The sequence below is a fragment of the Pigmentiphaga kullae genome (genome assembly GCF_004216695.1).
Taxonomy (GTDB): domain Bacteria; phylum Pseudomonadota; class Gammaproteobacteria; order Burkholderiales; family Burkholderiaceae_B; genus Pigmentiphaga; species Pigmentiphaga kullae.
This window is the reverse complement of sequence record NZ_SGXC01000001.1, coordinates 824,237-839,075: the sequence shown is the minus strand read 5'-3', so window position 1 is coordinate 839,075 and position 14,839 is coordinate 824,237. Positions and strand designations below refer to the sequence as shown.

The 14,839-nt window shown below is 69.0% G+C and carries 19 protein-coding genes; 9 read left to right on the top strand and 10 right to left on the bottom strand.

Annotated elements, in window-relative coordinates:
* Positions 1-52 precede the first annotated feature (52 nt).
* The 8 genes from ccoN to EV675_RS04095 are packed head-to-tail and all read left to right on the top strand — an operon-like array spanning position 53 to position 5,984.
* Positions 53-1,522, top strand: a complete 1,470-nt coding sequence (gene ccoN / locus EV675_RS04130; RefSeq protein ID WP_130356130.1) for a cytochrome-c oxidase, cbb3-type subunit I — start codon at positions 53-55, stop codon at positions 1,520-1,522.
* 13 nt (positions 1,523-1,535) lie between these two features.
* Complete coding sequence (gene ccoO, locus EV675_RS04125; protein WP_130356129.1) at positions 1,536-2,171, top strand: cytochrome-c oxidase, cbb3-type subunit II; 636 nt, start codon at positions 1,536-1,538, stop codon at positions 2,169-2,171.
* Positions 2,172-2,188: 17 nt separating this feature from the next.
* Positions 2,189-2,353 carry a cbb3-type cytochrome oxidase subunit 3 gene (locus EV675_RS04120; RefSeq protein ID WP_371696333.1) on the top strand — a complete coding sequence of 55 codons (165 nt, stop codon included), beginning with the start codon at positions 2,189-2,191 and terminating at the stop codon, positions 2,351-2,353.
* A complete protein-coding gene (ccoP, locus tag EV675_RS04115; protein ID WP_130356128.1) occupies positions 2,350-3,279 on the top strand; it encodes a cytochrome-c oxidase, cbb3-type subunit III in 930 nt (309 codons plus the stop codon). Before EV675_RS04120 ends, ccoP begins: the two co-directional genes overlap by 4 nt.
* A complete protein-coding gene (ccoG, locus tag EV675_RS04110) occupies positions 3,276-4,709 on the top strand; it encodes a cytochrome c oxidase accessory protein CcoG (protein WP_130356127.1) in 1,434 nt (477 codons plus the stop codon). Before ccoP ends, ccoG begins: the two co-directional genes overlap by 4 nt.
* Before the next feature lie 21 nt (positions 4,710-4,730).
* The gene (locus EV675_RS04105) at positions 4,731-4,913 is read left to right on the top strand and encodes a FixH family protein (RefSeq protein WP_130356126.1); all 183 of its coding nucleotides are present in this window, start codon (positions 4,731-4,733) and stop codon (positions 4,911-4,913) included.
* Complete coding sequence (locus EV675_RS04100; protein ID WP_130356125.1) at positions 4,910-5,170, top strand: hypothetical protein; 261 nt, start codon at positions 4,910-4,912, stop codon at positions 5,168-5,170. Before EV675_RS04105 ends, EV675_RS04100 begins: the two co-directional genes overlap by 4 nt.
* Before the next feature lie 25 nt (positions 5,171-5,195).
* Positions 5,196-5,984: a sulfite exporter TauE/SafE family protein gene (locus EV675_RS04095; RefSeq protein WP_242621330.1), complete on the top strand. Its 789-nt coding sequence runs from the start codon at positions 5,196-5,198 to the stop codon at positions 5,982-5,984.
* Between the two features lie 19 nt (positions 5,985-6,003).
* Here the strand turns inward: EV675_RS04095 and EV675_RS04090 are convergent, their stop codons facing one another.
* The 8 genes from EV675_RS04090 to EV675_RS04055 all read right to left on the bottom strand — a co-directional run bounded on the left by EV675_RS04090 (position 6,004) and on the right by EV675_RS04055 (position 12,403).
* A complete protein-coding gene (locus EV675_RS04090; RefSeq protein ID WP_130356124.1) occupies positions 6,004-6,654 on the bottom strand; it encodes a flavin reductase family protein in 651 nt (216 codons plus the stop codon).
* Positions 6,655-6,689: 35 nt separating this feature from the next.
* Positions 6,690-7,400, bottom strand: a complete 711-nt coding sequence (locus tag EV675_RS04085) for an ABC transporter ATP-binding protein (protein WP_130356123.1) — start codon at positions 7,398-7,400, stop codon at positions 6,690-6,692.
* 37 nt (positions 7,401-7,437) lie between these two features.
* Complete coding sequence (locus EV675_RS04080; protein ID WP_130356122.1) at positions 7,438-8,196, bottom strand: ABC transporter ATP-binding protein; 759 nt, start codon at positions 8,194-8,196, stop codon at positions 7,438-7,440.
* A complete protein-coding gene (locus tag EV675_RS04075) occupies positions 8,189-9,139 on the bottom strand; it encodes a branched-chain amino acid ABC transporter permease (protein WP_130356121.1) in 951 nt (316 codons plus the stop codon). The genes EV675_RS04080 and EV675_RS04075 overlap by 8 nt, the downstream gene beginning before the upstream one ends.
* Positions 9,140-9,141: 2 nt before the next feature.
* On the bottom strand, positions 9,142-10,056 hold the full coding sequence (locus EV675_RS04070) for a branched-chain amino acid ABC transporter permease (protein WP_130356120.1): 915 nt from the start codon (positions 10,054-10,056) through the stop codon (positions 9,142-9,144).
* Complete coding sequence (locus tag EV675_RS04065) at positions 10,053-10,631, bottom strand: NADPH-dependent FMN reductase (RefSeq protein ID WP_130356119.1); 579 nt, start codon at positions 10,629-10,631, stop codon at positions 10,053-10,055. Before EV675_RS04065 ends, EV675_RS04070 begins: the two co-directional genes overlap by 4 nt.
* A 20-nt stretch (positions 10,632-10,651) precedes the next feature.
* Complete coding sequence (locus EV675_RS04060; protein ID WP_242621329.1) at positions 10,652-11,779, bottom strand: ABC transporter substrate-binding protein; 1,128 nt, start codon at positions 11,777-11,779, stop codon at positions 10,652-10,654.
* 108 nt (positions 11,780-11,887) lie between these two features.
* Positions 11,888-12,403, bottom strand: a complete 516-nt coding sequence (locus tag EV675_RS04055; RefSeq protein ID WP_242621328.1) for a 4-hydroxylaminobenzoate lyase — start codon at positions 12,401-12,403, stop codon at positions 11,888-11,890.
* Positions 12,404-12,553: 150 nt separating this feature from the next.
* On the opposite strand from EV675_RS04055, the gene EV675_RS04050 reads away from it, so the two are divergent.
* On the top strand, positions 12,554-13,534 hold the full coding sequence (locus EV675_RS04050; protein WP_130356116.1) for a LysR family transcriptional regulator: 981 nt from the start codon (positions 12,554-12,556) through the stop codon (positions 13,532-13,534).
* Between the two features lie 3 nt (positions 13,535-13,537).
* On the opposite strand, the gene EV675_RS04045 is transcribed toward EV675_RS04050, so the two are convergent.
* Positions 13,538-13,975, bottom strand: a complete 438-nt coding sequence (locus EV675_RS04045) for a hypothetical protein (RefSeq protein ID WP_130356115.1) — start codon at positions 13,973-13,975, stop codon at positions 13,538-13,540.
* Between the two features lie 70 nt (positions 13,976-14,045).
* Positions 14,046-14,807, bottom strand: coding sequence for an SDR family NAD(P)-dependent oxidoreductase (locus EV675_RS04040; RefSeq protein ID WP_130356114.1), 762 nt, complete (start codon positions 14,805-14,807; stop codon positions 14,046-14,048).
* Positions 14,808-14,839: the final 32 nt, after the last annotated feature.

Sequence of the window (14,839 nt, the reverse complement as noted above, 5' to 3'; positions counted from 1 at the left end):
CCCTGTACATGCGCATGATAGGCGCGGGAATTCAGAATCAGGGGAACCAGCCATGGGCGACAGCGCTAGCGGCGCGCTTTCAGGCGAAACATTCAACTACAAGATCGTCCGCCAATTCGCCGTCATGACGGTCGTGTGGGGGATCGTGGGCATGGCAGTGGGCGTGCTGCTCGCCGCGCAATTGATCTGGCCGGCGCTGAACTTCGACGTGCCGTGGCTGACCTACGGGCGCCTGCGGCCGCTGCACACCAACGCGGTCATCTTCGCGTTCGGCGGCAGCGCGTTGTTCGCCACCTCGTACTACGTGGTGCAGCGTACCTGTCAGGCGCGGCTGTTCTCGGCGCCGCTGGCGGCCTTCACCTTCTGGGGCTGGCAGGCCGTCATCGTCGCGGCGGCGATCACGCTGCCGATGGGCTACACCAGCAGCAAGGAATACGCCGAGCTCGAGTGGCCCATCGACATCCTGATCACGCTGGTATGGGTGGCCTACGCCGTCGTGTTCTTCGGCACCATCGTCCGCCGCCGCACCCGCCACATTTACGTGGCGAACTGGTTCTTCGGCGCCTACATATTGACGATCGCGCTGCTGCACATCGTCAACAACCTGGAATGGCCGGCCACGATGTGGAAGTCGTACTCGGCCTACGCCGGCGTGCAGGACGCGATGGTGCAGTGGTGGTACGGGCACAATGCCGTGGGCTTCTTCCTGACCACCAGCTTCCTGGGCATGATGTACTACTTCGTGCCCAAGCAGGCCGAGCGGCCCATTTATTCGTACCGGCTTTCCATCGTCCACTTCTGGGCGCTGAGCTTCACCTATATGTGGGCCGGCCCGCACCACCTGCAATACACGTCGCTGCCCGACTGGGCGCAATCGCTGGGCATGGTGTTCTCGCTGATCCTGCTGGCGCCGTCGTGGGGCGGCATGCTGAACGGCATCATGACCTTGTCGGGCGCCTGGCACAAGCTGCGCACCGATCCCATCCTGAAGTTCCTCGTGGTGGCGCTGTCGTTCTACGGCATGTCCACGTTCGAGGGCTCGATGATGTCCATCAAGACCGTCAACTCGCTGTCGCACTACACGGACTGGACCATCGGCCACGTGCATTCCGGCGCGCTGGGCTGGGTCGCGATGATCACGATCGGCTCGCTTTATTACCTGTTCCCGCGTCTGTTCGGGCAGAAGCAGATGTACAGCACCAGGATGATAGAACTCCATTTCTGGATCGCCACGCTGGGCGTGGTGCTCTATATCGCCGCGATGTGGATCGCCGGCGTCATGCAGGGCCTGATGTGGCGCGCCGTGGAACCCGACGGCACCCTGACCTACACCTTCGTCGAATCGGTCAAGGCCACGTATCCGTTCTACCTCGTGCGCCTGCTGGGCGGGGTGTGCTTCCTGGGCGGCATGCTGCTGATGGCGTGGAACTTCGTCATGACGGCGCGCGGCCGGCGGCCGTTCGACGCGCCGGTGCCGGCGCCGGTCCCGGTGTCCGCGGCGGCCCAGCCGCGGCTGGCCTGAGGAGCGCATCGCCATGAAATCGAAGCGCGCTTCCTTCTTCAGCCACGAGACGCTGGAAAAGAACGTGGGCTGGCTGATCCTGGCCACCATCGCGGTGGTCAGCATCGCGGGACTGGTGCAGATCGTGCCCCTGTTCTTCCAGCACTCCACCACTACCCCCGTCCAGGGCGTGGAGCCCTATACCGCCCTGCGCCTGGCCGGCCGGGACGTCTACATCCGCGAAGGCTGCGTGGGCTGCCATTCGCAGCAGGTCCGCACGCTGGCGGCCGAGGTGCAGCGCTACGGCCATTACTCCGAGGCGGGCGAAGGCGTGTACGACCGGCCCTTCCTCTGGGGCTCCAAGCGCACCGGGCCCGACCTGGCGCGCGTGGGCGGCCGCTACAGCGACGACTGGCACCGCGTCCACCTGAACAATCCGCGCGACGTCGTGCCCGAGTCCAACATGCCGGCCTATCCATGGCTGCGCCAGACGCCGGTCGCGAGCGACCAGGTCCAGGCGGGCATGCGCGCGCTGCGCACGCTGGGCGTGCCCTATACCGACGAACAGATCGCGGCGGCGGCCGGTGAGCTGGCCGGCAAGACCGAAGAGGATGCCCTGGTGGCCTACCTCCAGGGCCTGGGACTGGCGATGAAGAAGCAGGGGCGGTGATGGACATGATCGCTTGGATGACATCGATCGCGACGGCGCTGGCGCTGTCGACCTTCCTGGCCATCGTGGCGTGGGCGTGGTCGCGCGCCCGCGTCGAGGCCAACCGCGAATCGGCCATGCTGCCGTTCGCGCTCCCCGACGAAAGCGCCGTCGCGGCGCAAGGCAAGGATGCCGGGCAATGAGCGATTTCACTACCGACTTCTGGGGCTATTACATCGGCGCGATCGCGCTGGCGGGCATCGTCTGGTGCGTCTGGCTGCTGTTCTCGCAGCGGGCCTTCCTGAAATCCTCCAAGGCCGCCCCAGGCGGCCAGGTCGACGATACCGGCCACGTCTGGGACGGCGATCTGCGCGAGCTGAACAATCCGCTGCCGCGCTGGTGGATGTGGATGTACCTGCTGTCCTGTGTCTTCGCGCTGGGCTACCTGGTCCTGTATCCCGGCCTGGGCAAGGTCCAGGGCTGGCTGGGCTGGTCCAGCACGGGCGCGCTGGCCGCGCAGCAGGACCAGTTGCGCGAGCAGGTCCAGCCGTTGTACGCGCGCTTCGAGGACATGGAGATCCCGGCCATCGCCGACGATGCCCAGGCGCGGGAGATCGGGCAGCGGCTGTTCCTGAACAACTGCGCGCAGTGCCATGGGTCGGATGCGCGCGGCAGCAAGGGCTTTCCCAATCTGGCCGACGGCGACTGGCTGTACGGTTCTTCGCCCGACATCATCCGCGAATCCATCGCGAAGGGGCGGCACGGCATCATGCCCCCGTTCGGCGAACAACTGGACTCGCGCGCGGTGGGCGACGTGACCCAGTACGTGCGCTCGCTGTCGGGCCTGGCCGCCGACCCCATCAAGGCCGCTCGCGGCCGGGCCGATTTCCGCGCGAACTGCGCGGCCTGCCACGGCGTCGAGGGCAAGGGCAACCCGCTGCTGGGCGCGCCCAACCTGACCGACAAGGTCTGGCTGTACGGCAGCTCGGCCGCCGTCATCGCCGAGACCATCACCAAGGGCCGCAACAACCAGATGCCGGCACACGAGGACGTGTTCACGCCGCAGCAGATCCGCTTGCTGACCGCCTACGTCTGGGGCCTGACTCGGCCCGCCGAAGAGGCGAAATGAGTTCCCCGCGCGAGCGCGCCTGCCCGGCCGCCGGCGGCGACGAGGAAGGTTCGGAGCAGGCGCTGTACGAGGTCCGGCGCAAGATCTATCCGCGTTCGGTCAGCGGCGTCTTCGCGCACTGGCGCGTGGCGCTGGTGTTCCTGACGCAGGCGGTGTTCTACGGCCTGCCGTGGCTGACCTGGAACGGCAGGCAGGCCGTGCTGTTCGACCTGGGCGCGCGCAAGTTCTACCTGTTCGGGATGGTGCTGTGGCCGCAGGACATCATCTACCTGACGCTGCTGCTGATCCTGAGCGCGCTGGCGCTGTTCCTGTTCACCGCGGTGGCGGGCCGGCTGTTCTGCGGCTATGCGTGCCCGCAGACGGTCTACACCGAGATCTTCATGTGGATCGAGCGCCTGACCGAAGGCGACCGGTTCGCGCGCATCCGGCTGGACGCGGCGCCGTGGTCCTGGCGCAAGCTCGGGCGCAAGGGCGCCAAGCACGCGTTGTGGCTGGCGGTGGCGACCTGGACCGGGTTCACCTTCATCGGCTATTTCAGCCCCATCCGCGAGCTGGCGGGCCTGGCGTGGCAGGGTGCGCTGGGCCCCTGGCAATGGTTCTGGCTGGTGTTCTACAGCTTCGCCACCTGGGGCAACGCAGGCTTCATGCGAGAACAGGTCTGCAAATACATGTGCCCCTACGCGCGGTTCCAGAGCGTGATGGTGGACTCCGACACCTACGTGGTCACCTACGACTCGGTGCGGGGCGACCCGCGGGGCAGCCGGTCGCGCAGGATAGATCCACGCGAGGCGGGCCTGGGCGATTGCGTCAATTGCAGCATCTGCGTGCAGGTGTGCCCAACCGGCATCGACATCCGCGATGGCCTGCAATACGAGTGCATAGGCTGCGGCGCCTGCATCGACGCCTGCGACCAGGTCATGGACAAGATGCAGTATCCGCGCGGCCTGATCCGCTATGCGTCCGAACGCGCCATCGAGCTGCGGCTGGATGCCAAACAGGCGCGGCGCCGCGTGCTGCGCCCGCGCGTGCTGGTGTACGGCGCGATCTGGCTGGCGCTGGCGGCGGTGTTCGTCGGCCTCCTGGCGGCGCGGCAGCCGCTGCGCGTGGACGTGATACGCGACCGTTCGGTGCTGGCGCGCGAGGTCGAGGGCGGCATGATCGAGAACGTCTACCAGCTGCAGCTCATGAACGCGACCGAGCGCGCCATGCGCGTGCGGCTGGACGTGCAGGGCCTGCCGCAACTGCGCGTGCAGGGGGCCGACGGCGGCACCGACATTGAACTGGCGCCGGCCTCGAACCGCCTGTGGCCGGTGCGGGTGTCGCTGCCCGTGGACGGGGCGCGATCGGGCACGCACCGGATCGAGTTCATCGTGCGCGACGGCCGCGATGCGGACGGGCTGCGCGAGACGTCGAGTTTCATCGTTCCTTGAATGGACAAAGCGAGGTGCGGGATGCAGGAACAGAAAGATGCCGGACCCTGGTGGAAGGAACCCTGGCCCTGGCTGTTGATGGCGGGGCCGGCCGTGGCGATGCTGGGCTGCATCGTGACCATCGTGCTGGCGGTCGCGCATGACGATCCCCCGGTCGTCGATAAGGTGGTCAAGCGCGGGCTGGTGGTGGAGCGCGCGCCATGAAATGGCGGCGCGTCGGCATGTGGGTGCTGTGGCCGGCCTTCCTGGCCAGCGCCGGCGCCGCGCTGGTCGTCTTCACCCTGCTCGATCCGCGCGGCCTGACCATCGTCGGGCGCCCGGTCGAGATGTCGCGCCAGGCGTTCTATACCGCGGCCTTCTTCCTTCTGTGGGCGATCGCCGGGGTATCCAGCGCCATCACGCTGTACCTGGCGGGTGGCGGCGCGGGTCCGGACGGCAACGACGTGGACGACCTGCCATGACGCGGATCGGCCGTGGGGGCGTGGCGTGAGCGGCTGGCCGGCGCTGGCCAGCGTGCTCCTGCTCGGCCTGCTGGGCGGCGTGCACTGCGCCGCCATGTGCGGCGGACTGGTGATGGCGGTCGAGCACCGGCACGGCGAACGCCTGGCGGTGCTGCGGCGCGCGGCGCCGTGGCGGCTGGGATTGGAGGCCCTGGTCATGCATGCCGGGCGCATCGCCTCGTATGCGCTGCTGGGCGCGGTGGCGGGTGGCCTGGGGGGCAACATCTGGAGCCGGGACTGGCTGCCGCTTCAGCGCGGCGCGCTGGCCTTCGGGGCGGCGCTGCTGTGCGTCTACGGCCTGGCCCTGGTGGCGCGCGCGGGCTGGCCCCGCGCGGCGGCGGGCGGCCCGGCGGCCGGTGCGTGGCGGGCCGCGCTGGTGCGCGGCTGGACCGGCGCGGTGGCGGCCATCGTCCGCTCGCCCCCCAGCCGCCACGTGCGCGCGCGCGTCGCCGGCCGGCCGCTGCTGGAGCGTTTCCTGACCGGCCTTGCGTGGGGCTGGATGCCCTGCGGCATGTCGCTGGGCGTGTTGGCGGTGGCGCTGGTGGCGGGCAGCGCCGCGGCCGGCGCGCTGACGATGGCGGCCTTCGGCCTGGGCACGCTGCCCAACCTGGTCGCGCTGTCCGGCGCCGCCGGCTGGCTGCGCCGCCGCGCGCGGCGGCCGGCCTGGCGCGTCGCCGGCGGCGTGGTGGTCGCGGCCTTCGGCGCGGTGGGACTGGTGCGCGCCGCCACCCTGCCGTCGGCGCTGCTGGAACAGGGTTTCTGCGTCGTCTGGTAGCGCGGGCCGCGCGCCGGCATCATTCCCGGGGCTGCCCCGTGGCCGGCATGTAGGTCGGCACCGGGATGCGGCGCCGCTCGCCCGTCAGGCAGTAGTTCGGCCCGCCCAGCCTGCCCACCGGGGCGAAGCGCCCGACGTCCACGCGCAGCGCCTTTTCGTCCAGCAGGTCGTCGCGGAAGTTCATCGCCAGGATCTCGCCGAAGACGATGGCCCGCTGGGTCGAGATGTCCAGGATACGGAACAGCCGGCATTCCCACGAGATCGGCGCCTCGGCGATGCGCGGCACCCGCACGGCGGTACAGGGCGCCAGCGTGAAGCCCACCGCCTCGGCCTCCGAGACGTGCGCGGGAAAATCGCTGCCGCACTGCACCGCCTGGTCGACGATGGACTCGTCCACCATGTTCACCACGAACTCCTCGTGCTCGCGGATGTTGCGCAGCGTGTCCTTGGCCTCGCCCGGCCGGTGGCTTTCCTGCCCGTAGGCGACCACGGCGATGGCGAACAGCGGCGGATCCTCGCCCATGTAGTTGAACGCGCTGAACGGCGCGGCGTTGCACAGGCCGTCCGCATCCAGGCTGGTGACCAGCGCGATGGGGCGGGGCCCGACGCTGCCGGTGATCAGCCAGTAGCGCTGCATCTCGCTCAGTCCGGCCATCGATACGTGTTTCATGCGATTGCTCCAGGTGCCATGTGCGAAGCGCGGGGTCAGAGACCCACGTAGCGTTGCCAGATGGCCGGGTCGGCATCGAGTTCCGCCGAACTGCCCTCCCACGCCACGCGTCCGCGTTCGATGATAGTGTGCCGGTCCGCGATGCCGATCAGGCGCTCGACATATTTGTCGATCACCAGCAGCGTCTGCCCGGCGCGCCGCAGCGCGGCCAGGCAGTCCCAGATTTCCTGTCGGATCAGCGGCGCCAGGCCCTCGGTGGCCTCGTCCAGGATCAGCAGGTGCGGGTTGGTCATCAGGGCGCGGCCGATGGCCAGCATCTGCTGCTCGCCGCCCGACAACTGGTTGCCCATGTTCCGCTCGCGTTCCCGCAGGCGGGGGAACAGGGCGTAGATGCGCTCCAGCGTCCAGGGCTCGGCCTGGCGGCTGCGGTTGGCGGCGAAGGCCGTCAGATTCTCGCGCACGCTCAGGTTGGGGAATATCTGCCGGCCCTCGGGAACGACCGCGATGCCCAGGCGGCCGATGCGGTGCGGCGACAGGCGGTCGATGCGCTGGCCCAGAAAGCGCACCTCGCCGCCGCGCGACGGCGTCAGGCCCAGCAGCGTCCGTACCGTGGTGGTCTTGCCCATGCCGTTGCGGCCCAGCAGGGTGCGCATCGCGCCCGCCCCGATGTCCAGCGAGACGTCGAACAGGACCTGGCTGCTGCCGTAGGCGGCCTGCAAGCCCTTCACTTCCAGTACCGGTTCCATGGCGCTTCTCCATTTTCCATGCGGTTCGTCATGCCGCTCATACGATGGCCTCGTCGCCCAGGTAGGCCCGGCACACGTCGGCGTTGCGGCGGATCGCCTCGGGCGATCCGGTGGCGATCACGCGTCCGTAGACCAGGACCGAGAGGCGGTCGGCCAGGCGGAACACGGCGTGCATGTCATGCTCGACCAGCAGCATGGTGACCTCGCCGCGCAGGCCCAGCAGCAGTTCCACCATCGCCTCGGATTCCTCGGGCCCCATCCCCGCCATGGGTTCGTCCAGCAGCAGCAGGCTGGGGGACGTGGCCAGCGCCAGGGCCACCTCCAGCTTGCGCTGCTCGCCATGGGACAGGCTGTGGGTCGGGGCGTCCAAGCGGGCGGCCAGGCCGACCCGGTCCAGCGCGTGCCGGGCCTGCGCATACACGTCCGCCTCGCGCCGCGCCGGGCGCCAGCAGCCGGCGGCCCCGCCCGTGCGGGCCTGCACCGCCAGCGCCACGTTGTCCAGGACGCTGAAGGCCTTGAACACGCTGGTGATCTGGTACGAGCGCGCCAGCCCCAGGCGCACGCGCCGGTGCATGGGCAACTGGGTGATGTCGGCGCCGTCCATCGAGATCCGGCCCGCGTCCGGCCGCAGCGCGCCCGAGATCTGGTGGATCAGCGTGGTCTTGCCCGCGCCGTTGGGGCCGATCAGGGCGTGCATCTCGCCGGTCCTGACCTCGAAACTGGCCTGGTCGGTGGCGGTCAGCCCGCCGAACCGCTTGACCAGTCCGGAGACTTGCAGCTTGCAGGAATCAGCCATGGCGCCACCTCGCGGCCAGGCTCAAGGCGCCGTTGCGGGCGTACAGCACGGCGGCCAGCAGCAGGATGCCCAGCGGCAACTGCCAGTACAGCGTCAGGCCCGACAGGTATTCTTCCGCCACCAGCAGCAGCGCGGCGCCCACGACGCCGCCGTACAGATAGCCCACCCCGCCCAGGATGACCATGATCATCAGCGAGCCCGACTGGGTCCAGTACATCAGGCCGGGGCTGACCATGCCGGCCTGGTTCGCGATCAGCGCGCCCGCCAGGCCGGCCGCGCCGCCGGCGATGACGAAGGCCGCGAGCTTGATGCGGAACACCGGATAGCCGATGGCCTCCATGCGCGTCTCGTTCTCGCGGATGGCCTGCAAGGCGCGGCCGAAGCGGGCGTTGACCAGGCGCTGCATCAGCCACATGGCCAGGGCCAGGATGGCCAGCACGACGTAGTAGAAGGTCAGGTCGGACGAGGCGTCCAGGCCGAAGGGCAGGGCCGAGCGGGCCGCCAGCGGCATGCCGTCGTCGCCGCCGTAGGCGTTCAGCGAGACGAACACGTAGTACAGCATCTGCGCGAAGGCCAGGGTGATCATGATGAAGTACACCCCGCGCGTGCGCAGGCAGATCACGCCGATCAGCCAGGCCGCCAGCGCGGCCACCGCCGTGGCCGCGGGCCAGGCGATCCAGGCCGCGTCCACGCCGGCGTCCATCAGGATGGCCACCGTGTAGGCGCCTATGCCCAGGAATGCCGCGTGGCCGAAACAGACCATGCCGCCGAAGCCCATGACCAGGTTCAGGCTGGATGCCGCCAGCGCGAAGATCATGATGCGCGCGGCCAGGTCGACGTAGAAGCCCTGGCCCAGCCAGTCGGCGCCCAGCGGAAAGGCCACGGCCAGCGCCAGCAGGACGGCGCCGGTACGGCGGCCCAGGATTTGGTCCAGTGGTGCCATGTCTACCCTCGTGCAGGAAACAGGCCCTGCGGCTTCCAGAACAGCACGGCCGCCATCAGGACGTAGATCAGGATCGAGGCCAGCGTCGGCCCCAGGTTCGAGGCCACCGATGGCGAGAACACCGTGCCCAGCGCGTCGGGCACCAGCGTGCGGCCGACGGTATCGACCATGCCCACCATGAGCGAGCCGGCCAGCGCGCCGCGGATCGAGCCGATGCCGCCGATCACGACCACCACGAAGGCCAGGATCAGGATGCTCTCGCCCATGCCCACCTGCACCGACAGCAGCGGCCCCAGCAACGCGCCGGCCACGGCGCACAGCAGCGCGCCCAGGCCGAACACCAGCGTGAACAGGCGCTTGATGTCCACGCCCATGACGGTCGCCATCTCGCGGTTGGAGGCACCCGCCCGCACCCACATGCCGACGCGCGTGCGCGCCACCACCAGGTACAGCAGCAGGGCCACCGCCAGGCCCACGGCTATCACCAGCAGGCGATAGGACGGATACTGGATGCCGGCCCCCAGGTCGACCGGGCCCGAGAACAGTTCGGGCAGCGCCAGCCGGCGCGGCTGCGGGCCCCAGATCATGCGCACGGCTTCGTTGCCGATCAGGATCAGCGCGAACGTCGCCAGCACCTGCGACAGGTGATCGCGCTGGTACAGCGTGCGCAGCACGGTCATCTCCAGCAGCATGCCGATGGCCGCCGTGGCCAGCATCGCCACCAGCATCGCCAGCAGGAACGACCCGGTGGGCTCGACCAGCGCGGCGGTCAGGTAGGCGCCGAACATGTACAGCGAACCGTGGGCCAGGTTGATCATGTCCATGATGCCGAACACCAGCGTCAGGCCGGCGGCCAGCAGGAACAGCATCAGGCCGAACTGGATGCCGTTCAGCGCGGACTCGATGACCGCGCTCATGAGCCGCCTCGCCCCGCCTTCGCGGCCAGCGCCGCCCCCAGTTGACGGGCAAGCTGGCGCGCGGTTTCGTTCAGCAGGTTGCCGCCGGCGTCGAAGGCATGCTGGGCCTGCGGCAGCAGCACTTCGTCGGGCAGCACGATCGCGCCCATCTTGTTGAAGATGCCGCGCGTGTGGGTAACCGCGCGGATGCCGCCGAACGGGCTCATCGAGGCCGCCAGCAGCGCGACCATCTTGCCCCGGTAGGGCAGCAGGCCGTCCTCGCCGTTGATCGGGCGCGAGCACCAGTCCAGCGCGTTCTTGAGCAGGGCGGTGACCGATCCGTTGTACTCGGGCGTGGCGACCAGCAGGGCGTCGTGCTCGGCGATCAGGCCGCGCAGGACCAGCGCGTTGTCGGGCACGCCGGACTGCATCTCGTCGTCGCCGTCGTAGATCGGCATGGGATAGTCGCGCAGGTCGATCTGCGTGACGTCGGCACCGGCCGCGCGGGCGCCGTCGGCCGCCACCGCCAGCAGCAGCTTGTTCAGCGACGCGCCGCGCGAGCTGCCGGCGAAAGCAAGTATCTTGGGAGCTGCCATGATTGATCCTCGTGATTCTGTCAGGGGTTCTTCATCTTGCAGGCGCCGGCATAGCTGTCGGTATGCGCCGTCATGATCTTGCCGATCGTCTTGTTGGTGACGCGGCCGGACTCGTCCTTCTGCACCACGCGCAGATAGAAGTCGTTGATCGGGAACTGGTTGGTGTTGAATTTGAAGGCGCCCCGCACGGACTCGAACCGGGCCGCGGCGATGGCGTCGTGCAGCGCGCGCTTGTCCTCGATCTTTCCCTTCACGTCGGCCACCGCGCGATCCAAGAGGCGCACCACGTCGTAGCCCTGGAAGGCGTACATCGACGGCAGCCGGCCGTAGCGCTGCTGGAAGCGCGCGACGAAGTTGCGGTTGGCGGCGTTGTCCAGGTCCCAGGCCCAGTGCGACGAGTTCTGCAGGCCGACCATCGCCTCGCCCAGCGCCTGGATGGTGTCCTCGTCGGCGGAATAGCCCGGCACGAAGTAAGGCACCTCGCGCGCCAGCCCCGCGGCCTGGAACTGCTTGATGAAGTTGATGCCCATGCCGCCGGGCAGGAAGAAGAACAGCGCATCCGGTTTCTGGGCGCGGATCCTGGCGATCTCGGACGCGAAGTCCAGTTCGCCCAGCTTGACGTAGATCTCGTCGGCCACGCTGCCCTTGAAGGTGCGCTTGAAGCCTTCCAGGTTTTCCTTGCCGCCCGTGTAGTTGGGCGCCATGATGACCACGCGCCGGTAGCCCTTGTCGCTCATGTGGCGGCCCATGGCCTCGCTCTGGCCGTCGTTCTGCCAGGCCAGCCCGAAGAAGTACGGGTTGCACTGCGCGCCGGCCAGCGAGGCGGGCCCCGCCGCGGCGCTGATGTAGAACGTCCGGGCCGCGAAGGTCGGCGCGCCCACCGCCATCATCACGTTCGAATACACCACGCCGGTCATGAAATCGACCTTGTCGCGCTTGATGAACTTGTCGGCCAGTTGCTTGCCGACGCCGGGGTTGGCCTGGTCGTCGCCTTCCACCACCTCGACGGGCAGGCCGCCGATCCGGTTGCCGGTCTCGTCCAGGCCGAGCCGGAACCCGTCGCGGATTTCCGTCCCCAGCGCCGCCAGCGGTCCCGACAACGTGCTGATGAAACCTATCTTCACCTTGTCCGCGGCCTGGGCGGACATTCCCAATAGCATTGCGAGCGGCAATGCGAGCCATTTGACGTGCATGATGGATACCCCTGGATGTAGAAGGTTGAGATGGGAACCGGGGTGCTGCAGGAGAAGCGCCGCTCAGGGCGCCGAAGGCGGGTTCCTGTATTCGATCTGGCCGTCGGGCAGGAAGAACAGCATGGTGACCATGCCGCCCGTAACGGTCGGGAAGTGCGAGCTGTCGGGGGGAAAGACCTTCCAGCCCGCGCCGGCGCCGCAGAAGCGGCCGGTCTCGTCCACCGGGCCGATCATGTTGATCTCGCCCAGCGGGTGCCGGTGGTAGTGGCCCGGCACGTTGCGCAGGCAGCCGCTTTCCACCGTGAATCCATCCGTCTCGGGCGAGGCGTGCGCGATCCGGCCCCGCCGGTAGTCCGGGCCGTCTATCTCCGCGTAACAGGACCAGCCCTCGCCCATGCCGCGGCGCAGCAGCGCCAGCAGGCGGGCATAGCCCTCGGTGTGCGCGCCGTAGCGCTCGTTCAATGCGGCCTCCAGTTCGGGGCCGAGCGGACGGCCGCCGATGAAGTCCAGCAGTTCCCTGACCGCCTGCATCATCTCGGCCTTGCTGGGGCCGGTGGGCAATTCCGATTGCGTGTTCATCGATGCTACCTGTACGTGTGGGTCTACCTGCATGTCGAGCGAATGCTAGGCACTATCGACCCGGGGCACTAGGAGCGCCGACCGTATAATCGTTCGTAGAAAAAGTATGGAAGCGCGGCCTGCCCGCGGGCGTATCCTGGGAAGCTCGCCATGGACCTGATTTCCTCGCTCCTCGCTTTCCTGCGCGTCGCGGAAACCGGCTCGTTCTCGGTGGTCGCCAACGAACGCGGCGTCACCCAGCCCGCCGTTTCCCGGCAGGTTCGCGCGCTGGAAGAACACGTCGGCATGCGGCTGGTCCAGCGCAGCACGACCGGCGTGGTCCTGACCGAGGAAGGACGCAACCTGCTGCCCGCCGCCCGCAGCCTGGTCGAGGCCGCCGAAAGCCTGAGCGTGTCCGCCAGCCCGGAGCAGGCCCGGCCCACCGGCAAGGTCCGCCTCAGCCTGCCCGCGCCGCTGGCCCTGCACATCTGCAACCACGTGCGCGACCTGCTCGACAGCCATCCCGGCCTGAGCCTGGACATGGTGGTGCGCGACAGCACCAGCAACCTGATCGAGGACGGCCTGGACCTGGAAGTGCGCCTGGGGCCCATCGACGACAGTTCGCTGATCTCGCGGCGGGTGGGCATGACTTCGGCCTTCCTGGTGGCCGCGCCGTCCTACCTGGCCGGCCGGACCGCGCCCCGGTCGCCCCAGGACCTGCGCCACCACGAGTGCGTGGTCTACAGCCGCTGGGGCAAGGACGATACCTGGTGGTTCGAGGCCGCCGAGGGGCAGTTCTCGGTGAACGTGCCGTGCCGGCTGCGGGCGAACAATGCATCGGCCGTGCACCAGGCCGTGCTGGGCGGCAACGGCATCGCCATCCTGTCGCACCTGATGGTGGCCGACGACCTGGACGCGGGGCGGCTGGTCTCGCTATTGCCGGAGTTCCCGCCGGCTCGCCTGCCGCTCTACATCGTCTATCCGTCGCGCCGCAACCTGCCGCTGCGCACGCGCGCCGTCATCGAATTCATCGCCGACCTGCTCAAGGCCGATCCGGCCATGCGCGACAAGACGCCCTGGCCTCGCCCGGCCGCTGCGGGCGCGGCCATGGTGTCGGTGGACGCGGCCGGGCAGGGGGCCGACCGCGGATAGCCTTCAGGCCCGCGTATCCACCAGCGATCCGGCGGCGCCCGACCCCGACCGATCGAGTTCCTTGGCCAACTCGGACATCGCCGTTTGCAGCGCGCCGGCCAGGCTGTTGATGCGCGACTGCGCGGACGCCACGGCGCGCGCCTTGGCTTCGGCCGACATCGAACTGGCGCGCACGCGCTCCAGTTCCGCCTGGGCCTGCGCCAGTTGCTTCTGCAGCTCCTTGATGCGCTTCTTCAGCGCTTTCACCGCGAACGAGTCGTTGCTGTCGCCGCTGTCCGCCTCGGCGGCCTTGGCCGTGGACTTTTCGCTGGCCGGAGCGCCCAGCCCCCGCAGAATGGCCGAGGCGTCCGCGGCAGGGGCGTTCGCCTGGCCATCGGTCTCGTTCGACAGCCTCAGGTGCGAGATCGACAACGAAGCGGAAATGGGTGTGACGGGCGGCATGGCATCGGGTCCGGGTGAGGCATGGCGGGATTAACGGCCCCGTTGCCCGGGACTTGAGGCGGACACCGCATCAGACGTGCATGCCGCCGTCGGCCATGAACACGCTGCCGGTCGAGAAGCTGCCCTGTTTCGAGGCCAGGAACAGTATCGTCTGGGCGATTTCCTCGACGCGGGCATGGCGGCCCAGCGGGATGGCCTGGTCCAGCATGCGGGTGGCGTCCAGGCCCAGCGCCTCGCCCAGCCGGCGTTCGATGTCGGCCTGGAAGTCGTTGGCGATGGGGCCGGGGGCGACGACATTGACGCGTATGCCGCGGCCGGCGGCTTCCTTGGCGGCCACGCGCATCAGGCCGATCAGCGCGTGTTTGGAGGTGGCGTAGGCGCACACCCCCGGGTCGGCCGTCACGCCCATGACGCTGGAGACGATGACGATGCTGCCGCCGTCGGCCATGCGCGGCAGGGCGTGTTTGCAGGCCAGGAAGCTACCCTTGACGTTGACGGCCATGACGGCGTCGAACACCTCGTCGGGATAGTCGGCGATGGGCTGGATGGCGCCGTTGATGCCGGCATTGCAGACCAGCACGTCCAGCCGCCCCCAGCGCCGCAGGGCGTCATCGACGTAGGCGCGGGCCTGCCCGGGGTCGGCGACGTCGGCGGCGAAGACCGCCACCCGGTCGCCGTGGCCGGCCGCACGGGCGCGCGCGGCTTCCAGCGCGTCGGCGCGCAGGTCCACCAGCAGGACGCGCGCGCCCTGTTCCAGCATGGCCAGCGCGCTGTGCAGCCCGAGGCTGCCGGCACCGCCGGTAACGATGCAGACCTGGTCTTTCATGTTCATGAGTCGTGTCCTGGAAAGAGTCGGGAAGTCCC